Origin of the sequence: Microbacterium sp. (assembly GCF_052102115.1) — a bacterium.
In the GTDB taxonomy this organism is placed as follows: Bacteria; Actinomycetota; Actinomycetes; order Actinomycetales; family Microbacteriaceae; genus Microbacterium.
In genome coordinates this window covers 12,428-30,685 of record NZ_JBQDVP010000037.1, presented here as the reverse complement: position 1 = coordinate 30,685, position 18,258 = coordinate 12,428, and the positions used below count along the sequence as shown (strand labels likewise).

Sequence of the window (18,258 nt, the reverse complement as noted above, 5' to 3'; positions counted from 1 at the left end):
GAGTCGACCTACGTGCGCAAGCCAACCTTCTTCGACGGAATGGGCCTGGAAGCAGAGCCCGTTTCCGACATCAAGGGTGCACGCGTGCTGGCGAAGCTCGGCGACTCGGTCACCACCGACCACATCTCGCCAGCAGGTTCCTTCAAGGCTGATACTCCGGCCGGCAAGTACCTCATCGAGCACGGTGTCGAGCGCAAGGACTTCAACTCCTTCGGCTCGCGTCGCGGCAACCACGAGGTGATGATTCGCGGTACGTTCGCGAACATCCGCCTGCAGAACCAGCTCCTCGACGGAGTCCAGGGTGGCTTCACCCGCGACTTCACTCAGGAGGGTGGTCCGCAGACCTCGATCTTCGACGCATCCGTGAACTACGCGAAGGCCGAGACCCCGCTTGTCATCCTCGGTGGCAAGGAATACGGTTCGGGATCCTCGCGTGACTGGGCGGCCAAGGGCACGAAGCTCCTCGGCGTCGAAGCTGTCATCACCGAGAGCTTCGAGCGCATCCACCGTTCGAACCTCATCGGCATGGGCGTTGTTCCTCTGCAGTTCCCCGCCGGCGAGTCGGCTGACTCGCTGGGCCTCGATGGTACGGAGACCTTCTCGATCTCCGGCATCACCGAGCTCAACGAGGGCAAGACCCCCAAGACCGTCAAGGTCTCGGCGGCGAAGGAAGACGGAACCACCGTCGACTTCGACGCAGTGGTCCGCATCGACACCCCGGGTGAAGCCGATTACTATCGCAACGGCGGCATCCTGCAGTACGTGCTTCGGCAACTTGCCGGTAGTTGAGCTAAACCGCTCGAATAAAAGAACCTGACACGCCCGACCGTGTCTAGTTCCAGCGTCTCACACATACGCTCCGTCAGGCTTCGGCCTGGCGGAGCGTATGTGTCTATGGCTCAGTCGAGGTGTCGACACCAGAACGAGTCGTCGGCCCAGTCGTCGGGGATGCCGATGTCTCACAGGTGCACGACCGCTCTTCATCCCCAGTTCAGAGCCCGGCTAACCCTTGGGCCAGGCGAGCCTCGACGACTCGTGAAGTGGTCCTCCTCCGTTCGTTTGACCCATGTGCAGCGACCCTGTATGCTTGTACCAACACGACAGGTCCGCTTCTCTAGATGAGACGCGGGCCTGTTCTCTTTCTGCCCCGCGCCGGGGACGCGAGGACGATAAGCACATGAGCACGCCGGAGAGCACCTACGCCAAGCCGTTCCTGACGATCCCCGAACAGATCAGGCGGCTGCGCGGGCGAGGCATGGACTGCGGAACAGGCACTTTCGCTTCGGGCGTCCTCGAGCGCTACGGCTACTACCGGCTGTCGGGATACTGGCACCTCCACCGAGCTCGACCCAAGCCTCCCGCGGATCGTTTCGACAAGGACGGCCGTGAGATCCGCCTGGACTCGTTCGTGCCCGGCACGAGCATGGCCCACGTGGTCGCCCTCTACGAGTTCGACCACGAGCTGCGGACCCGTCTTGGCGACATCATCAGCATGGTCGAGACATCGTTCCGGTTCCACGTCGGCCACCGACTCGGAAGGAGTGACCGGTTCGCCCATCGGCGTCCCGAGAAGCTCGGCGCGCTCCGGCCAGCGGACCCGGGCGCGCCACCCGAGCCGACCACTGCCTACCGCGAATGGCTCAAGGAGTACGAGCGTCACGAGAAGCGTGCACGGGGCGACTTCGTCGTGCATTTCCGCGAGACCTACGGTCCGCACCTGCCGATCTGGGTGGCCACGGAGGTGATGTCTTTCGGTGTCCTGAGCGGCCTCTACGACCTGATGACCCAGGCCGATCAGGAGATCCTTGCAGCGCGGTTTCACATCAGCACCGCCGACGGCAAGGGCGACCGCGGTGCTTTGAGCAACTGGCTCAATAACCTCCGGAACGTCCGGAATATCTGCGCGCACTACGGCCGCCTGTGGAACCGCAGCTTCGATGTGGTCATCGACGCGCCGGGGCAGGCGCGCGCGGACGCGGGCGACCTCCTGGCCCCGCTCGTCGAGGAGGGCGTTAACAATCGGCTGTACGGCGTGCTGCTTATCCTGCGCCACCTGGTGCTGAGCATCGCGCCTGAACGGTCCGACGTCATCGACCTCGCCGACCTCATCGAGGCCAGGTCGAACGAGATCGGATTCTCCATGACCCAACTCGGGTTCCCCGACGACTGGCGGAGCAGCCCGACCTGGGGCCGGGCCTTCTCGCTCGATCCCTCGCCCGTGCTGACGGCGAGCCTGCTCGACCGCGCCAAGTGGTGGACGGCAGTCGAGACGCGAGCCGCGCTGACCCGGGCAGAGGTCGCTGGGACCGAGCATTATCGGACCCCGGAGGAGGCGGCGCGGGCGATGAAGGCGGCCCAGCGTAGCCTGCTGCGGGCCTATCGGAAGCACCAGGTCGTGATTGAGATCGAACTCGGGAAGACCAAGCACTATCCCGCTTTCCAGTTCCGCGACGGCAAGATCATCGACGCCCTCGCCGAGATCAACAAAACGTTCGCCACCGCATACGCAGACACGGACCCAACACTACTCGCCGCGGCGTTGCTGGACTGGTGGCAGACACCGCACTCTGGATTACCGAAAGGCCCGGACGGCTCGGATCGATCGCCGAGAGACCTGCTGTATTCAGTCTCCGAGCAGGAATTCGAGTTGGAAGTCGAAGTCACGAATGCTACGAGTAGCTTCGTCGCCCCGAGGTGGATGACCTCATAGCCCGTTGCAGCGCGGGCGACTCCCGCGTCTTGCTCCGGGGTGCCACCCGATACGCCGAGTGCACCGATCAGTCGGCATTTTCGTCAACGATTGGATCGCCTTCGTCCATGAAGAGAAGTCCGCGTTTGGTGTGGTCGAAATGAGCGATGGGCTCGCCGATCTGGAGTGGTACATTCAAGGCGGAGACGATTAGTTTGGTTAGTTAGCCTTTCTGAGATTCGTTCTAGAGCGCGAGCACCGACGACCACAGAACGTCCGGTCGCCCTGTGCCAGGTCATTCGCCCGTTTTCGCCGCGCATTCACGGAGAATGGAGCCATGGAACGACCCATCGACTTCTGGCGCGAACGGCGCATGCAGTGCAGCGGCTGCGGCCATTGTCTCGTCATCGACCTGGACTGGCTCCACCGCTGGGAGCAGGGCAGGGAGAAGTGCCCCGGCTGCGGCCTGACGTGCGCGCACCAGGACGCGCCCCGAGTCACGGTCGACCACGACAATCCCGCCCTCGACGACGACCAGGTTGCGACCTTCTTCTGGTACCACACGAGCACGCAGCCGGACTGGCCGACGAGGAACTTCGACCCAGCGGCGGACCTGACGCCCGGGATCCGACGGATGATGGGCGGCGACGAGAGGGTCGCCGCGTGGGCGGCTCATCAGCGGGCAAAGGCGCTCCACGTCGGCACGTACGAGGCCGCGGTCCACAACATGCTGCGTCGGATGCGCGACCAGGCCGACCGGGGCAATCAGTTCTACCTCTACCGAGTGCACCTGAAGCCGTCTGTCGTCGAGCGGGAGGGCTGGATCATCGATCCCAGCAACTGGCTCGGCGACGTCGTCCTCGACGAGGTCTGCCCTCCAGGAGTCGACGTCGCCCGCTACCTCAACTACCACGAGGATCCCGGCGGGCTCTCCCTGGCGCTGGGACGGGAAGCGATCGACGGCGTCCAACGGGTCGCCGTTCCGCTCTTGGATTCCTGGGACGTCGACTGGGTCGGAGAAGCCGCCGCGGACCTCGAGGGCGCTTCAGACGCTTTGGGCCCGGAGCCCGGCAAGTTGGGCCGGTTCAGGCCACCGTCGTCTCCGCGAGCCGCCCTGGCCCGTGAGCTCGGTGCTGCCCTGGCCGGTCGGCTGCCCATTAATCTCCGGGATCAGTTTGAGTCGGCCGTGTCGTTCGGTGAGGGGGACGACCCAGTGCTGTGGGCGCGGCGGACGATCCGTCTTTTCGGGCTGATCGAGGACCCGGCGCGCGTGCTGGCGGCGCTGGATAGAGTCGAGCGCCGACGGGTGTGAGGGCCCGGCAGACAAAATCCCCCAAGTGCGCATCATGGAGAGGCGTGAGGGATGTAGTGGTCTCAGGTTAGTACTGACTGGCTCGAGCCGCCGTCGGCTCGTATCCCAAACAAAAACGCGGCACGTAAGCTTTAAACGGTCCGATGCCCAGGGTGATTCGTTTCCGCGAGCTCCGTCGAAAGAACCTCGGTCGCCCACTCGTGCCGCCAAGCCATCGCGGTCGATGCGTCGCCGCGGCTCTATTGGCTGGCCAGCCCAGCACCGGGCGCGCAGGCCCCGAAGCGGTACAGCTCGGGGCCTGCGTGCCGACGTCCGATCAGAACGCGTCCGGGTAGATCCGCTTGGCGATCGTCTCGACGGCTCCGATGTTGCCCAGGGTGCCCGGGTGCAGATCGCTTTCGGGGATGGCGATGAGGAGGTCGTTCTTCACTGCCGGGACGTCGGGGAAGGTCTTCTTGAGGTAGCTCCGGGTCTGCTCCTCGTGTTCGGGGCCGGTGACTCCGAAGACGATCGCTTCGGGCTTGCGGCTGATGACTTCTTCGGGGTTGATCTCGGCGGCGAAGAAGTCTGAGAACTGCGGGTCCTCGGGGTCGGAGACGTTGTCGCCTCCGGCGGTCTTGATGATGTCTGCTTCAACGCCTGCACCGATCGCCGTCAGCGAGTTGCCTTCGACGTAGAGCTGCGCGACAGTCGGGCGGGTGTGCCCGGCAATGCCGTCCTTGACCGCAGTGAGGCGGTCTTCGCCGTCCTTAATGAGCTCGTCGGCGGCGTCGGGGGTGTCCATGATCGTTCCGATGTTCTCGATGTCGGTGAACACGTCTGTGACTTCGGCGCTGTTGCGCCGGTCCGCGCAGCCCCCGGTGGCGACGTAGGCCTCAGCGCCATTGTCGTTGAGCTGGTCGATGCTGGCATATCCCTGCTCGGCGGTGAACTCGTAGGACGTCGGGGAGAGGACGAGGTCTGGTTTGGTGGCGAGGAGGTCTTCGCGCGTCGGCGGGGCGTCGGTGCTGAGAACGGGGATGTCGTCGGCCTTCTCTGTCAGGTCGTCGGGCAAGGGGGAGACACTGGTCTGGGCTTGGGCGACGATGGCGTCGTCCAGGCCCAGGCGCAGGAGCAGCTCGGTCTGGGTGGGCATGAGTGAAGCAACCCTGGTGGGGGTCGCCTCGAAGGTGAGCTCGCGTCCGCAATTCTCGATGGTGACGGCCCCTCCCGTGCCCTGCTGCTCGGCGGTGTCGGTGCTGACTGCGCTGCCGCAGGCGGCCAGGAGCAGTGGTGCCGCCGCGATGGCAGCGATGGCGGCGGTGATCCTGCTGCGGCGGGGTGTGGTGGTCATGTGATGGTGATTCCTTCCAGGGTTGAGGTCGATAGCGGTGCTGGCTGTTCGGCGGTTCGGGATGGTGCGTCGAAGAGGAAGTGCTGGGCCCCGGTGCGCGGGTGGGCGACGAAGGTGGACTCGACGTCGAACACGGATCGGATCAGGCCGGTGTCGAGGACCTCGTCGGGCGGCCCGGCGCAGACGAGGTGCCCGTCCTCAAGGATCGCGAGGGCGTCGCAGGTGCGGGCGGCGAGGTTGAGGTCGTGCAGGGCCACGAGGACCGTGCGGTCGGTGGCCCGCACGAGGTCGAGCAGCTCGAGCTGGTGGGCGATGTCGAGGTGGTTGGTCGGTTCGTCGAGCACCAGGACGGGTGTGTCCTGGGTCAGGGCCCGGGCGAAGAGGACCCGTTGCCGTTCGCCTCCGGACAGCGCCGAGAACGGGCGGCCGGCGAGGTGGGCGGCCCCGGCCCGGGCGAGAGCGTCGTGCGCGATGGCCAGGTCGTTCTCGGAGTCGCGGCCGAACCCCTTGCCGTGCGGGATCCTGCCCAAGAGGACGAGATCGATGACGGGGACCTCGAATTCCTCGCCGTGCTCCTGGGTCATGACCGCAACACGGCGGGCCATTTCCTTCTTGGGCACTGCGGTGAGGTCGGTGCCGTCGTAGCGGACGTGCCCGGGCGGAGGGGGCGCGATCCCGGCGACGGCCCGTAACAGGGTCGACTTGCCGCTTCCGTTGGGACCAAGGAGCCCCAGCACCGTGCCGGACGGGACGGAGAGGGTCACATTGGAGACGATCGGGCGTCCGCCGAGATGGACACTGAGGCCCGTGATATCGACTCTCATCGGCCCACTCCCACAATGTCAGCGCGGTCGCGGCGCAACAGCCAGAGGAAAAAGGGGGCACCGACGAGCGCGGTCAGCACGCCCAGGGGAACTTCGGAGGGTGCGGCGAGCGTGCGGGCGAGCAGATCGCAGATGGCCAGGAACGCGGCTCCACCGAGGACCGCGACCGGGAGCATCTTTCGGTGGTCGGCTCCGACAATGATGCGCGCGGTGTGCGGGATGATCAGCCCGACGAAGCCGATGCCTCCGGCGACGGCGACGACCGAACCGGTCAGGAGCGCGGCGGCGATGAGGATGCTGGTGCGCAGGCGATTGACGTTGATGCCCAGTGACGAGGCCGCGTCGTCGCCGATGAGCAGGGCGTTGAGCGCTCGTGCGCGGAAGCCGGCGAAGAGTCCCACGGCGGCCAGGGCAATGGCCGGGAGGACGAGGTGGTGCATGGTCGCTGCGGAGACGGAGCCGAGCAGGAAGAACATGATGCTGAAGACGTTCTGCGCGTCGGTGGAGATCGTCAGATAGCTGGTGATGGCGCTGAAGAGCGAGCCGAGCGCGACGCCGGCGAGGATGAGCCGCTGAGGGGCGATCCGTCCTCCCTTGCGGGCGAGGAAGTACACCGCAGCGGTCGCGACGAGCGCGCCGGCGAACGCCCAGATGCCGATCCCGAGCCCGCTCAGCCCGACCCCGAGCACGATCGAGGACACGGCCCCGACGCCAGCGCCGGCGGAGACACCGAGGATGTAGGGCTCGGCCAGGGAGTTGTGGACGACAGCCTGCATGAGTGCCCCGGCCAGCGCCAGCGCGGCACCGGTCATGGCCGCCAGGATCGTGCGCGGCAGGCGGAACTGCCACACGGCGCTGTCCTGGACCGTGGTCAGCGACCCGTCGGACATCCACGGCATGCCCGGCACCAGGTGCCCGGTGATGATTTTGGCCGCGTCTTCCAGCGTGACCGTGATCGTGCCGATGCTGGCGGAGAGCACGACCACGGCCACCAGCGTCAGTGCGAGGCCTGGCACGAGGATCCGCACGGCGAGACTGCCTCGACGTCGCTCCACTGCTGCCGTGACGCGGGGAGTGCCGGAGGGTTGTGGCTTCCTGCCGCTTGCCGGTGTGGACGGTGAAAGGGGTGTCTGATCGGTTTGTGCTGAGGTCATGAGGAGCGGTCGGCCTTCTCTGTATGTCGGGTGAGTAGTCCGGTCGTGCTGGCTGCGAAGCTGAGGACGGCGGCGGCGAAGTCGTGGACGCGGTCGAGGTGGTTGGTGCCGTGCCCGGTGCGCGGTGCGTGCCAGATCGCGGCATCTGCACCGGCGTCAAGAAGGGCTTCGATGACTCGACGTGTGTCGGCGGCGGATACGCGGGAGTCCTCGTCCATCACGACGCCCAAAAAGCGCGGCAGCGGACCCGAACAGGCGGCGAGGGCCTGGGCGCGGTGCAGTGGGGAGATCGCACGGAGGCGTTCGCGGCCTTGGGACGTGTCGGACGTGCCGAACTCCGCGATCCAGTGCCGGCCGAGCGGATGAGCGTCAAGGTTGAGCAGGTCCAGCGGCGCGGCGGTGCTGACGATCCCGGCGCAGAGCTCAGGGTGGCCCAGTCCGCAGCTGGTCGCGATCACGCCGCCATGGGAGGCCCCGACGAGGACGAGCTGGTCTGGGCGCGTGTACCCGGAGTCGATGAGGCTGCGGGCCGCTGCGGCGAGGTCGGCGATGGCCTGGTGCTTGCGGTCGCCTCGACCGGCGTCGCGCCACGCTGCGCCGCGCTCCCCGCCGCCGCGGACCTGTGCGATCGCGTAGCCGCCGCCGGCCTCGGCCCATGCCGGCACGCTGGGTTCGAAGATCGGCAAGGCCGGCACCCCGAAGCCGCCGTAGCACGTCAGTATCAGGGGGCCTGGTCCGCGGTCCGGGCCCGGACCTGTCACCACGACGGAAATCTGGACACCGTCGTCGGCTCTCGCGACGTGACGCAGGGTACGCACTGGGGCTGACGCGGCCGCCAGTCGACGCTGGTGGGGGGCATCGTGGACGTCGTCCAGGGACAGGACACGCGGGGGAGTCGTGGGTCCTTCCACCATGACCGCCACCCGCCCGGCATCGACTGCGATCCCGGTCGCCACGGCCGGTTCGCCCCGGAAGACCACTGACCGTTCGGTGACGACGTGTCCCTGGTCGAGCTCGAGGACGACGCTGGCACCGGCCCGCACGGCGGTGGCGACGACCCTGCTCCCGGCGATGGTCCAGGAGGTGATCTTCGCCTCGGGGTCCTCCCAAGTCCACAGCACGTCGCCGTGCTCGAGCCCCATAGCCTGCAGTCGACGGCCATCGTCGACGACCACGGCATCGGTGAGCGCGGCGACTCGGGTGACGGCGGGCAGTTGCCCGATCTGCCGGCCGGTGGAGTGGTCGATGAGACGGGTCACGCCGCCGGGGCGGCTGATGGCGACGAGCCCGGCCGCGCCTCCGGGGAAGAGCCTGCTGGTGGCCGCCTCCGGCGTGACCGAGACGCAGACATCGCCACTGCGGGGCCGGTAGACGACATGGCTGCTGGATGGGCGGGCGAAGAGCTCCAGGGCAGAAGCATCGGCGCGCCACAGCATCGGGTCGTAGCGGCAGCGGACATCAGTGAAACGGCGCAGCCGCCCCGAGGCGGTGTCCAGCACCGCCAGATGGGCATCCTCGTCGGCGCGCTCGGCCAGCTGCATCGCGATGTGGACTCGGTCCGGCGAGGGAGACATCGTCAGGATGTGGTCCTCGGTCTCGAATACGGAACGGTCGGTGGCGACGTCGTAGACTCCGCGCCGCTGCCGGTGCTCGGCCCTGCCCAGGGCGAACCCGTGATCGGGCAGGCCGGGCCGGGCGTGGCGCTCCCAGCGGGTGAGGGCGGCGTCGATGACGGGATGGATGGAGGGAGGGACTGCGTTCACGCTCACCTCCCGACCGGGTCGCGGCCGGCACCGGGCCAGTACAGCTGGCCGCCCTCGTCAAGGGCAGTGGGCACAGTGAACGTGTCGAAGCGGTCCTCGCCGACGAGATGGACCTCGGAATCTCCGCCCCGCGAGACCGCGACGAGGGCCCCCGTGGGATCGACGGCGACGGCACGGCGCTGCGCGGGAGAGTCCCCGACCGGGTCCCAGGGCAGTCGGCCGGGGACCGGTGGGCGCGACATCGCCGGCAGCGGGACCTCCCCGTCCTGCTGGAGGGCTTGGTCGCGGCGATCGATCAGCGTGAGCGTGTCCGCCTCGGGGTGGATGGTGGCCACGGCGGCGCGCCCGCCGCCGAGTCCGAACCGGAATGCCAGCCCCGCAGGAAGGCCGATGCTGGTGGACACACCCGTAGCCAAGTCGATCTCGACGAGCGCATTAGACCATTGAGTCCAATTGGTCGGCGATTCCGGCCCGCCGCGCACGATGCCCAGAGCGCTGCCGGTGGCGGGGTCGAAGCGGAGGTAGAAGGCGCGTCCGGGAACCGGCCACGGTACGACGCCGATCGGGCGAGGCACCCCTTTGTCGACGACGAAGCGTTCGAGGCCGCGGCTAGTGGCCGTGGCGAAGATTCCGGATGCCTGGTCGACGACGTCGCCGTGCCCGTCATCGGCGAGATCGTCGGTGGTTCTGCCCGCCAGGAGCGGCACGTGGGCCCCGACGCGCAGGCACTGCTGCAGCGGGATCGCCTCGATGGCTCCGGGTTCCCGATGGCGCAGCACCACGTGCAGGCTGCCATCGGCTTGATCCGGGGCGACCAGGACGCCGGGTTCGCCGGTCTGGGTGCGGAATCGGGTCGAACTGCCGGCGCTTCGGTCGATGACCGTGACGACATCGCTCCAGGGCTCGGCATTGGCTCCGAGCCCTGTGCTCACGACGAGGTGCTGGCCAGCGGGATCGCAGGCCAGGTGCTCGGCTGGAATCGCCACGGGGACGCTGGCATCGCGATCGCCGCCCCGGATCACGACCGCGCCGCCGAGATCGTCGACCCCGGCCCATGCACCCTCCTCGAGCGCGAGGATCCCCGCGTGCTCGGCGAGGACTCCCGACCCGAGATCGGTGATGACGCAGTCGCGCAGGGAGTAGGCGCGGCCGGCGCGGTGATCGGCGATGACGAGCTGCTGTGACGACATGCACCCACCATAGTTGAAAGTGAGAATCGTTTGCAAGTAGAGTGGTGAGGGTCCGCACCCGCGGACCGTGTCGGTCAAGGACTGGCATGTATCACCAATTGAGAGGAGACCCTCATGAGCGAGAAGACCGTGGCGGAGATCGAAGAGACCGAGCAGCTGGCCCACCTGTCGGCCACGCACTCGAACGCACTCGTCGAGAACCCGTTCGACTGACTGCGTCAGGCTTGCTGCCTCGGCAGTGAGCATTACCGTCCCGGTCGGGCAGCCGCAGGGCTGTCCGACCGGGCCTGTTCGAGAGGCTTCACATGCTCACAGAACTCAAATTGACCGAGGTCCCCGACACGGGTGCCTCGATCCTCCTCGACCACGCTGGTGCCGGCGTCGCGCGTACCGCGTCCGGACGCTTCCTCAGGCTGCAATCGCCGCCACCGCGCCTCGTCGGCACCCTGGCCGGAACCGACGAGGGCACGACGCAGTCGCGGGAGCATGCCGCGGACCTCAGTGCCGAGCTCCAAGCGCGAGAAGCCGCGGACGCGCAGATCCGGTGGCCGGCCCGGCGGCGTCAGGTCGTGCTCATCGGCACCGGCGAAGTGCCCGATGACGTCGCAGCAGCGCTGCAGCAGTGGGAGGTCTGCGTCACTCGCCACCGCAATGCCGACGAGTTCGACGCCGCCCGGGACCAGGGGAGCGACCTCGTGATCGCCTACGCGGCAGTGCCTGCCGACCGCGATGCCTGGGCTGGGCTCGACCGGCTGCCGAAGGCGGGTACGGCGTGGCTGCGCGCCTATCGGGAAGGCGAGATCTGTTTCGTCGACCCGGTCAGCGTTACCGAGGATGATCCCACCAGCGAGCACGTCCGCCGCCGCAGATTGGCTGCCAGCCTCGTGCCCGAGGAGCTCGCGGCCTGGCAGGCCGCCGCGCCAACGTCGAACGCACCGCTGCCGGTCGCGGCCCGCGCCTGGTGCGTGGCCCGGATCCTCAGCGTCGCCGCGGCATGGGCCCAGGACACGCCCGAGGTCGAGCGCTACCGACGGACCCTATGGAAACTCGTCCCTGCCACAGGCACCAAAAGCGAGCACCCGGTGATCGCCTACCCGACTCCGTACGCGCCAGATGCAAGGGCCACCCGCCGATGACAGGCCACGGCCCGCGCGCGCACTCCTGCCGCGCCGATGACGGCACCGTTCTCCAAGGCCTGTTGTGGCAAAGCCCGAACCCGGCCGGCGTGGTCATGATCCGCACCCCTTACGAGGCCGCCGCCCACGCGTCGACGGCGCGGTCGTGGGTCGAGCGCGGCTACCACTGCCTCGTCCAGGATGTGCGAGGCCGCTATGAGTCCTCCGGAATCTGGCAACCCTACCAGCACGAGGCCGCCGACGGCTTGGCCCTGCTGGGCGTCCTCGCCGAGGACCACCCCGACCTGCCCGTGATCACGTTCGGGGCCTCCTACGCCGCGCACACCGCGCTCGAGGCCGCCCGGGCAGCAGCAACCTCGAGGACCGCCGCCGTGCCCGCCGCGGTGATCACGCTGGTGCCCGCACTTGGCCTGGCCGAAACAGCGTGGGACGCACACGGGCGTCCTCAGACCACACACCGCATCGGTTGGTGGCATCAACACGGCCGTACCCGACGCACCCAAGATCCACTGTCGGACGACGCGCTACGGGCCCGCTCCCGCGACGTCGCCGCCCTCGGCCTGACCGGCGCGGCCCGGGCCTGGGGGTGGGACGAGGCCGACTGCGAGGCCTGGGCCAGGCTGTGGACGGCCGCGCGCACCGACCTCACGACCCGCTACGCCGGACTGCACATGCCGCTGCTGGTCATCAGCGGCACGAAGGACTTCTTCGACCACGACGCGAACCGCCTGGCAGCCTGCTGGAGTGGCAAGAGCCACATCGTCACCGGACCCTGGGGACACCGTCTGATCACCGGGATCACCGATCCGGTACTGCGCCAACAGGTCCGCGACGCCGGAGGCCTGGGAACCATCATCGACTCCTGGGTTGCCTGCCACGGGCCCTCGGGCAGCCCCGCACCATGGGCGGCACAGCTCCGTCGGGTCAGACGGAGCCGTTCCAACTTCGACCCGGCAGATGGCCAGTGGCATCACGAAAGGACCCTCACCATGAGCTCCGCGAACTCGGACACCCTTCCTGGGGGAGCCAACTCAACGAAGACCAAACAGGACAATGCGCTGCCCGAACTGCCAATCGAGGCCCTCGTGGACAGCGAGTGCGGGGTGATTCGCTCCGTGCGCGAGGTCCCGCACCCCACCGGCGCACCGCAGGCGTACCTGGGCCTGACCGCGGCCGTCGCCGATGCCAGGCAATTGGGAGAGTGGCCCGCCGACCGGGTCTCCCTGGGCACCTCGTTCAGCGACCCAGCGCAGGCGCGGATCGCCGCGATCGCCGAAGGCATCGAACGGTACTGCGGGAACTGGCTGCCCGCCGAGCTGCCTGCCTGCGAGCTGCGCATCGGCAGTTACGAGGAGCTGACGTCGGCAGGGCTGAGCCTCATCGGGCTCGACGATCTCCCCTCGTTCGCCTCCTGGCAGTACGAGAGAGCCGGCTTCCCCTACGCCCCGCTCACCGCCGACACCCCGACCCTGTGGACCAGATGCACCGACCTGCTCGGTGCCGACGTGTGGATGCCTGCCTCGCTGGTGTACCTCAACTGGCGGCAATCTCGGTTCCGCGACCTGCCGCGCATCCATCACCTCAACTACGCGGGCATCGCCACGGGTCAGGGAGTCGACGACGCCCGCGACCGCGGCGTGCTGGAGATCATCGAACGCGACGCACTCGAGCTGTGGTGGCACCTCGACGGCCCTACCATCGGCATCGACCCGGCCACCGTGCCCGGCTTGCTCGACGACCTGGCCGGCAGCGACCTCGAGGTCTCGCTGGCAGTGATGCCCTCGGAATTCGCCTCCGCGATCGCGGCCCTGGTGTTCGATCCCGCGCGCGGCATCTACGCCGCAGGATTCTCCGCCGCGCTGGACCCCGCTCGTGCCGCCCGCAAAGCCGTCCTCGAAGCCGTCCACACATGGGTCTACACCCAAGGCTGCACCGACAAGCAGGGATGGGTGTTCCGCGCCGTCGAGCAGGGACTGATGGCCAAGGGCCTCTATTTGGACTTCCGGGACGACGCCAGCTACCTCGACGCCGCCGGCCCCGAGTGCGAGCACATCATCGACCTAGGCGCACATGTCCAGCTGTGGCTCGACCCCCGCATCCACCACGAGGCGCGCCGCTTCACCGCCCCGGCGCAGGGGATCCGGCCGATCGACGACATCCCGACGACGTCCATGCCCGAGATACACCAGAAGCTGGCCGACGCCGGGCACCAGGTGCTCACGCGCGACCTCACCACCGACGACGTGCGGCGCACATCTCTGCGGGTCGTGCGCACGTTCGTCACCGGACTCGTTCCCAACGCGCCCGCGGCGTTCTCCTATCTGGGGATGGGCCGCTTCCCCGACGCCGCACTCAAGCGGAAGTGGCGCAACTCATGGGCCGGCACGCCGGCCGATGTATCCCTGATCCCGCCACCGCACATGTAGGACCCAGATGATCTCGCAACCAACACAGGCCACTGCCTCCGACGGTACCGCCAGCCGCGCCGTAGGGCTCCCGCCACTCCTGGGCCAGGCACTCGGACCCCTGGTGCCCGGTGCCCCGATCCCACCGGGGCCCCGCATGAACCCCTGGGACCGGGCCGGAGCCCGGCCCGTCACCACGCTGCCCGACGGCGTCAAAGCGCTGCTGGAGGGCCTCTGGCTCAGTCCCGGATACCACCGCGGCCCGGACGGGAAGACGACGCGGATCCGGCAACGCCCGGTCCCATCAGCAGGCGGTGCCTACCCCGTCCACACGCACCTCGTGATCAGCAGTCTCGGTGCTGCGGGCCTCGATCCCGGCCTCTATGCCTACGATCACGAGCACGACACCTTGCTCCGACGCCACGATGAACGACCAGCAGGCCGCCGCCCCGGGGCACCCGAGTCCGCGGATTCCTGGATGGTGTTCACCGTCCAGCCCGGGCGAAGCTTCGGACGATACCGTCACCGCGCCTGGCCGCTATGGATCGCCGATGCCGCCTACGCTCTCACCGCCGCCGAATTCCTCCTCGACGATCCCGCCGAGACGCTCATCGGCCCAGCCGCCGGGCTCCGCGATCTGCTCGCGTTCGCCCCTGGCGCAGACACGGGCTGGTGGCTCTCCCGGGGACTCGTCCCCGAGATGCCACTGGTCGCCATCCGCCTGCCCAGACGCATCCGCGTGAACCGGCCTCGAAGCACGGCGCTGGCGAGAAGACGCTCACCGTCGCTGGCCACCTTCGCCACAGGTGAACCGGGGGCGGCGAGCAGTCGGACCCTCCACTTGGCGCAGAGGTCGGGACAGGCCTGGCTGCTGGGGGCCGACCGGATCGAAGCATGGACCGTCTCGCCCCAGGACCCGCCCCGACAGATCGCACGGGCGGTGTGGAACGCGCATCGATGCGCGGCCCGCCTGGTGTACGACGCTGCCGAGTCCGATCGGTGGAGGTGCCGGCCGGTGTCGGGCTTCGCCGCCACCGGGCAATCGTGGGTCATCCATGCCCTGGCCCTGCTCGATGCAGGCGACGAGGAGTCCGCGCCATGATGATCGTGCACCAGTTGTGGAGGCAGGCCTCCCGCTTCCCGGGCCTGCTCGCCGCCAGCGCAGGGCTGCTCGTGCTGGTCATGGGCACCTACGTCGGTCAGGCCATTGCGATCGCCTCGGCGATGTCGGCGGTCCTTGGTGGGCAGGCAGGCCACATATGGGTGGCGTTGGGCGCGATCGTGGGCATCGCCCTGGTCCGGCTCGTGCTCTGCCTGGCGCAGACCTCTGCGGCAGCACGCCTCGGCGGGCGGGTCCGCACCGCGATCCGCGATCGGGCCATGACGCTTGCACTCACTTCCGACCGCCTCCATGACACGACCGCACGCGACGGCACTCTGCGGGCAAGCCTGTCAGACGGCATCGACGGCACGCACGCCTATGTCTCGAAGTACATCCCCGTCATCGTGCAGGTCCTCATTGCCTGCCCGGTCCTGGTGGTCGTGCTGTTCATCCTCGACTCGTGGGCGGGCCTGGTCGTCGGCCTCGGCGTGGTCCTGGCACTGGCCGGGCCGATGGTGTGGAAGCGGATGATGTCCCGGAGAGGACTGGACCACTGGGACAGCTACGAGGCCCTCAGCGCCGATCTCCTCGAGTCGCTGCGCGGCATGGGAACTCTGCGGGTCCTCGGCGACGTCCCGGGAACGCGGCGACGCCTGCATGCCCGCTCCGAGAGTCTGCGCCGGGCTACCGAACGGGTGATGCGGGTGTCGCTGGCCGAGACTGGGATCACCGACTTCGCCATCCAGGCCGGCATCGTCGCCGCGGCTGCCATGGCGATCGTGCACGCCGTCACCGGCCACGGCCCCGCGATGGAGGCCTACCTCATCCTCCTGCTCTCCGCAGAGGCGTTCCGACCGATCCGGGAGCTGTCGCGGCACTGGCACGCCGGGTTCCTCGGTCTCACGGCCATCCCCGGCCTCGATCGGATCGGCGCGTTCGACCCGGCAGACGACGGATCCGCGGCCGCCTCGGACGGCCAGGACTGCCCGGACGTGGATTGCGCGGAGGCGCTGGCCATCCGGGATCTGTCCTTCCGGTACCCCGATGCGAAGACGCCGGTCCTAGACGGTGTCGCATTCACCGCCCGGCGGGGTGCGCTCAGCGCCGTGGTCGGGCCGTCCGGGGCCGGGAAGTCGACCCTGTTCGATCTGCTCCTTGGGTTCCTCACCCCCGATGGGGGCAGTCTCGAACTCGATGGCCGCCTCCTGCGCAGCGGCGATGTCGCAGTCGTCTCGCAGCGGCCGGTGCTCTTCGCCGACACGGTTCGGAACAATCTGTGCGTCGGTGCCGCGCGCACCGATGCCGAACTGGAGCAGGCCTGCCAGGCCGCGGGGATCTGGACGGACATCGAGGCCCTGCCTCACGGGCTGGGCACGGAGGTGACGGAGGCCGGCTCCAGTCTCTCCGGCGGTCAGCGGCAACGCCTCGCCCTGGCCCGTGCCCTGCTGGTCAAGCGCCCGGTGCTGCTGGTCGACGAGCCGACCAGTGCCCTGGACTCGAGCAGGGCCCGGGCCGTCGTCGACACGCTGCACCGAGTCGCCGCCGACCGCATCGTCATCATGATCAGCCACCGCCCGGAGACCCTGGAGGGAATCCCGAACGTGCTCAGCCTCGGCCCGGCGCAGGTCACGCAGGAGGCCTCATGAGGGTCCCGGCCTCGTTGAAGGCGTTCGGTTCCCTGGTGCCGGCCCTGCGTCCGGAATGGCCGGGAATGGTGCGCAGCTATGTCATCGGAACGATCAGCGCCATGAGCCTTGTGGCCCTGACGGTGCTCTCGGCCTGGGCCGTGGGCCACGCCGTCGTCGACCGCGTCCTGCCCGGACCCGTCCTGTGGCTGGGCCTCGGCGGCCTGGTCCTCGCCCGTACGGTGCTGACCTGGAGGGAGATGGACGTCTCGCACGCGCTGGCCTATCGGGTGCTGGCCCGGCTGCGGATGGCGCTGTTCGACGCCTACGCGCGCAGCGTGCCTGGAAAGAAGCGCGAGCATTCCGGGCGCGTGGCCAGCGTGGCCATGGACGACATCGAGAAGCTGGAGTTCTTCTACGCCCACACCATCGCCCAGGTCGCCACCTCGATCACTGTCTTCCTCGCCTCGGCGATCACCGCACTGGCGATACTGCCCCCAGCCGGGGGAGTGGTCGTCCTCGGCGGTGCAGTCATCGCCACCAGCGCCTTCTACTGGGCCCACACGGCCCGCCGCCTCGGAGCTGCCGAGCAGCATGAGAGGACCGAGATGTCGGCGGGGATCGTCGACGCACTGGGGGCGCTGCGCGAGGTCCTCGCCTACAACCTGACCTCTCGAGTCGTCCACGACACCCGAGAAGCGACAGCGCGCGCCACGACCATCGCCCGCCGCCGGGAGATGCTCGCCCAGCTGGTGACCTCTGTGCGCGAGCTGACCGTCACGGCCGTGGTCATCGGCGTCATCGCCACCAGCGCGATCTCCGCCGGAGTCCTCGACGGCAGCGGTGGCGAAGCGATGTCGGCGGCGGTCCTCCCGGCCCTGATCGCGCTGTCGATCGCGGGTGTCTCGGCCGTGACTGATGCGACGACGACCGTGACGCAGCTGCACCCGCTCACTGCCAGCGCCGAACGCGTGTCGGCCGGGATCCACCGCGCCCCGGTCGTCCGCACGCCCGAGACGAAACGAGCTCTGCCCGACGGATCCCTGGGCCTGCGCTTCGATCATGTCTCGTTCAGCTACGAGGACAGGAAACCGACGTTGCGCTCGTTCACCGCCGAGATCGAACCGGGCGAGCACGTCGGCCTGTCGGGGGCCTCCGGAGCGGGCAAGAGCACGATCATCGCGCTGGCGTCCCGGCTCTGGGACCCCGACGGCGGAGCGATCGAGTTCCGAGCCGAGGACGGGACCACCGTGCCCGCGACCGAGATCGACGACGACGACCTCAGGCAGGCGGTCGCCGTCGTCGACCAAGAGGCGACGCTCTTCCATGGCAGTGTCCGCGACAACCTCATCAAAGGTACACGGACGCGGCCCGACCACGAACTGGAGAACGTGCTGGCCCAGGTCGGAGCGGCCGAGTGGATCAGCCTGGACGATCAGCTGGGACAGGGCGGTGTCCGCCTGTCCGGAGGGCAGCAGGCGCGCCTGTGCCTGGCCCGGGCACTGGCCCGCAGCCCACGGATCCTCCTGGTCGACGAGGTCACGGCCAGCCTCGATCCGACGACAGAGCACGACATCTCCCAGGTCCTCGCCGACTTCCCCGGGACCGTACTGTTCGCCTCGCACAGACATGAATCGCTGGCTCGCACGGCGCGGGTCAACAGGATTGAGAGCGCCTAGACGAGCCACCGGCGGGATCACCACGCTCGCACTCGGCCGATACCCA

General features: G+C 68.5%; 13 protein-coding genes and 1 pseudogene. 9 read left to right on the top strand and 5 right to left on the bottom strand.

What is annotated here, in order from left to right:
* The 3 genes and pseudogenes from acnA to ACTICP_RS11635 all read left to right on the top strand — a co-directional run.
* Positions 1-789, top strand: a pseudogene (acnA, locus tag ACTICP_RS11645) (aconitate hydratase); the annotation flags it as partial.
* A gap of 388 nt (positions 790-1,177) precedes the next feature.
* Positions 1,178-2,710 carry an Abi family protein gene (locus ACTICP_RS11640; protein ID WP_096162306.1) on the top strand — a complete coding sequence of 511 codons (1,533 nt, stop codon included), beginning with the start codon at positions 1,178-1,180 and terminating at the stop codon, positions 2,708-2,710.
* A gap of 316 nt (positions 2,711-3,026) precedes the next feature.
* Positions 3,027-4,001, top strand: a complete 975-nt coding sequence (locus ACTICP_RS11635; RefSeq protein ID WP_096162307.1) for a hypothetical protein — start codon at positions 3,027-3,029, stop codon at positions 3,999-4,001.
* Positions 4,002-4,317: 316 nt separating this feature from the next.
* Here ACTICP_RS11635 and ACTICP_RS11630 read toward each other — a convergent pair whose 3' ends face one another.
* From ACTICP_RS11630 to ACTICP_RS11610, 5 genes are all read right to left on the bottom strand, one after another.
* Positions 4,318-5,334 carry an ABC transporter substrate-binding protein gene (locus ACTICP_RS11630; RefSeq protein WP_096162308.1) on the bottom strand — a complete coding sequence of 339 codons (1,017 nt, stop codon included), beginning with the start codon at positions 5,332-5,334 and terminating at the stop codon, positions 4,318-4,320.
* Entirely contained in the window at positions 5,331-6,158 is an 828-nt protein-coding gene (locus ACTICP_RS11625) for an ABC transporter ATP-binding protein (protein WP_096162309.1), read from the bottom strand. The genes ACTICP_RS11630 and ACTICP_RS11625 overlap by 4 nt, the downstream gene beginning before the upstream one ends.
* Positions 6,155-7,186: a FecCD family ABC transporter permease gene (locus ACTICP_RS11620; protein WP_441892511.1), complete on the bottom strand. Its 1,032-nt coding sequence runs from the start codon at positions 7,184-7,186 to the stop codon at positions 6,155-6,157. Before ACTICP_RS11620 ends, ACTICP_RS11625 begins: the two co-directional genes overlap by 4 nt.
* A gap of 122 nt (positions 7,187-7,308) precedes the next feature.
* Positions 7,309-9,075 carry a prolyl oligopeptidase family serine peptidase gene (locus ACTICP_RS11615; RefSeq protein ID WP_096162310.1) on the bottom strand — a complete coding sequence of 589 codons (1,767 nt, stop codon included), beginning with the start codon at positions 9,073-9,075 and terminating at the stop codon, positions 7,309-7,311.
* Between the two features lie 2 nt (positions 9,076-9,077).
* Positions 9,078-10,265 carry a hypothetical protein gene (locus tag ACTICP_RS11610; protein ID WP_096162311.1) on the bottom strand — a complete coding sequence of 396 codons (1,188 nt, stop codon included), beginning with the start codon at positions 10,263-10,265 and terminating at the stop codon, positions 9,078-9,080.
* 114 nt (positions 10,266-10,379) lie between these two features.
* On the opposite strand from ACTICP_RS11610, the gene amiA reads away from it, so the two are divergent.
* The 6 genes from amiA to ACTICP_RS11580 all read left to right on the top strand — a co-directional run bounded on the left by amiA (position 10,380) and on the right by ACTICP_RS11580 (position 18,212).
* The gene (gene amiA, locus ACTICP_RS11605; RefSeq protein WP_240520311.1) at positions 10,380-10,478 is read left to right on the top strand and encodes a streptamidine family RiPP; all 99 of its coding nucleotides are present in this window, start codon (positions 10,380-10,382) and stop codon (positions 10,476-10,478) included.
* Between the two features lie 92 nt (positions 10,479-10,570).
* Positions 10,571-11,401 (top strand): hypothetical protein, encoded by an 831-nt coding sequence (locus ACTICP_RS11600; RefSeq protein WP_096162312.1) that lies wholly within the window; start codon positions 10,571-10,573, stop codon positions 11,399-11,401.
* Positions 11,305-13,827 (top strand): CocE/NonD family hydrolase, encoded by a 2,523-nt coding sequence (locus tag ACTICP_RS11595; RefSeq protein WP_114319638.1) that lies wholly within the window; start codon positions 11,305-11,307, stop codon positions 13,825-13,827. Before ACTICP_RS11600 ends, ACTICP_RS11595 begins: the two co-directional genes overlap by 97 nt.
* 136 nt (positions 13,828-13,963) lie before the next feature.
* A complete protein-coding gene (locus ACTICP_RS11590) occupies positions 13,964-14,908 on the top strand; it encodes a hypothetical protein (RefSeq protein WP_301441862.1) in 945 nt (314 codons plus the stop codon).
* Positions 14,905-16,554: an ABC transporter ATP-binding protein/permease gene (locus tag ACTICP_RS11585; protein WP_096162314.1), complete on the top strand. Its 1,650-nt coding sequence runs from the start codon at positions 14,905-14,907 to the stop codon at positions 16,552-16,554. The genes ACTICP_RS11590 and ACTICP_RS11585 overlap by 4 nt, the downstream gene beginning before the upstream one ends.
* Positions 16,551-18,212 carry an ABC transporter ATP-binding protein gene (locus ACTICP_RS11580; RefSeq protein ID WP_096162315.1) on the top strand — a complete coding sequence of 554 codons (1,662 nt, stop codon included), beginning with the start codon at positions 16,551-16,553 and terminating at the stop codon, positions 18,210-18,212. The genes ACTICP_RS11585 and ACTICP_RS11580 overlap by 4 nt, the downstream gene beginning before the upstream one ends.
* Positions 18,213-18,258 lie beyond the last annotated feature (46 nt).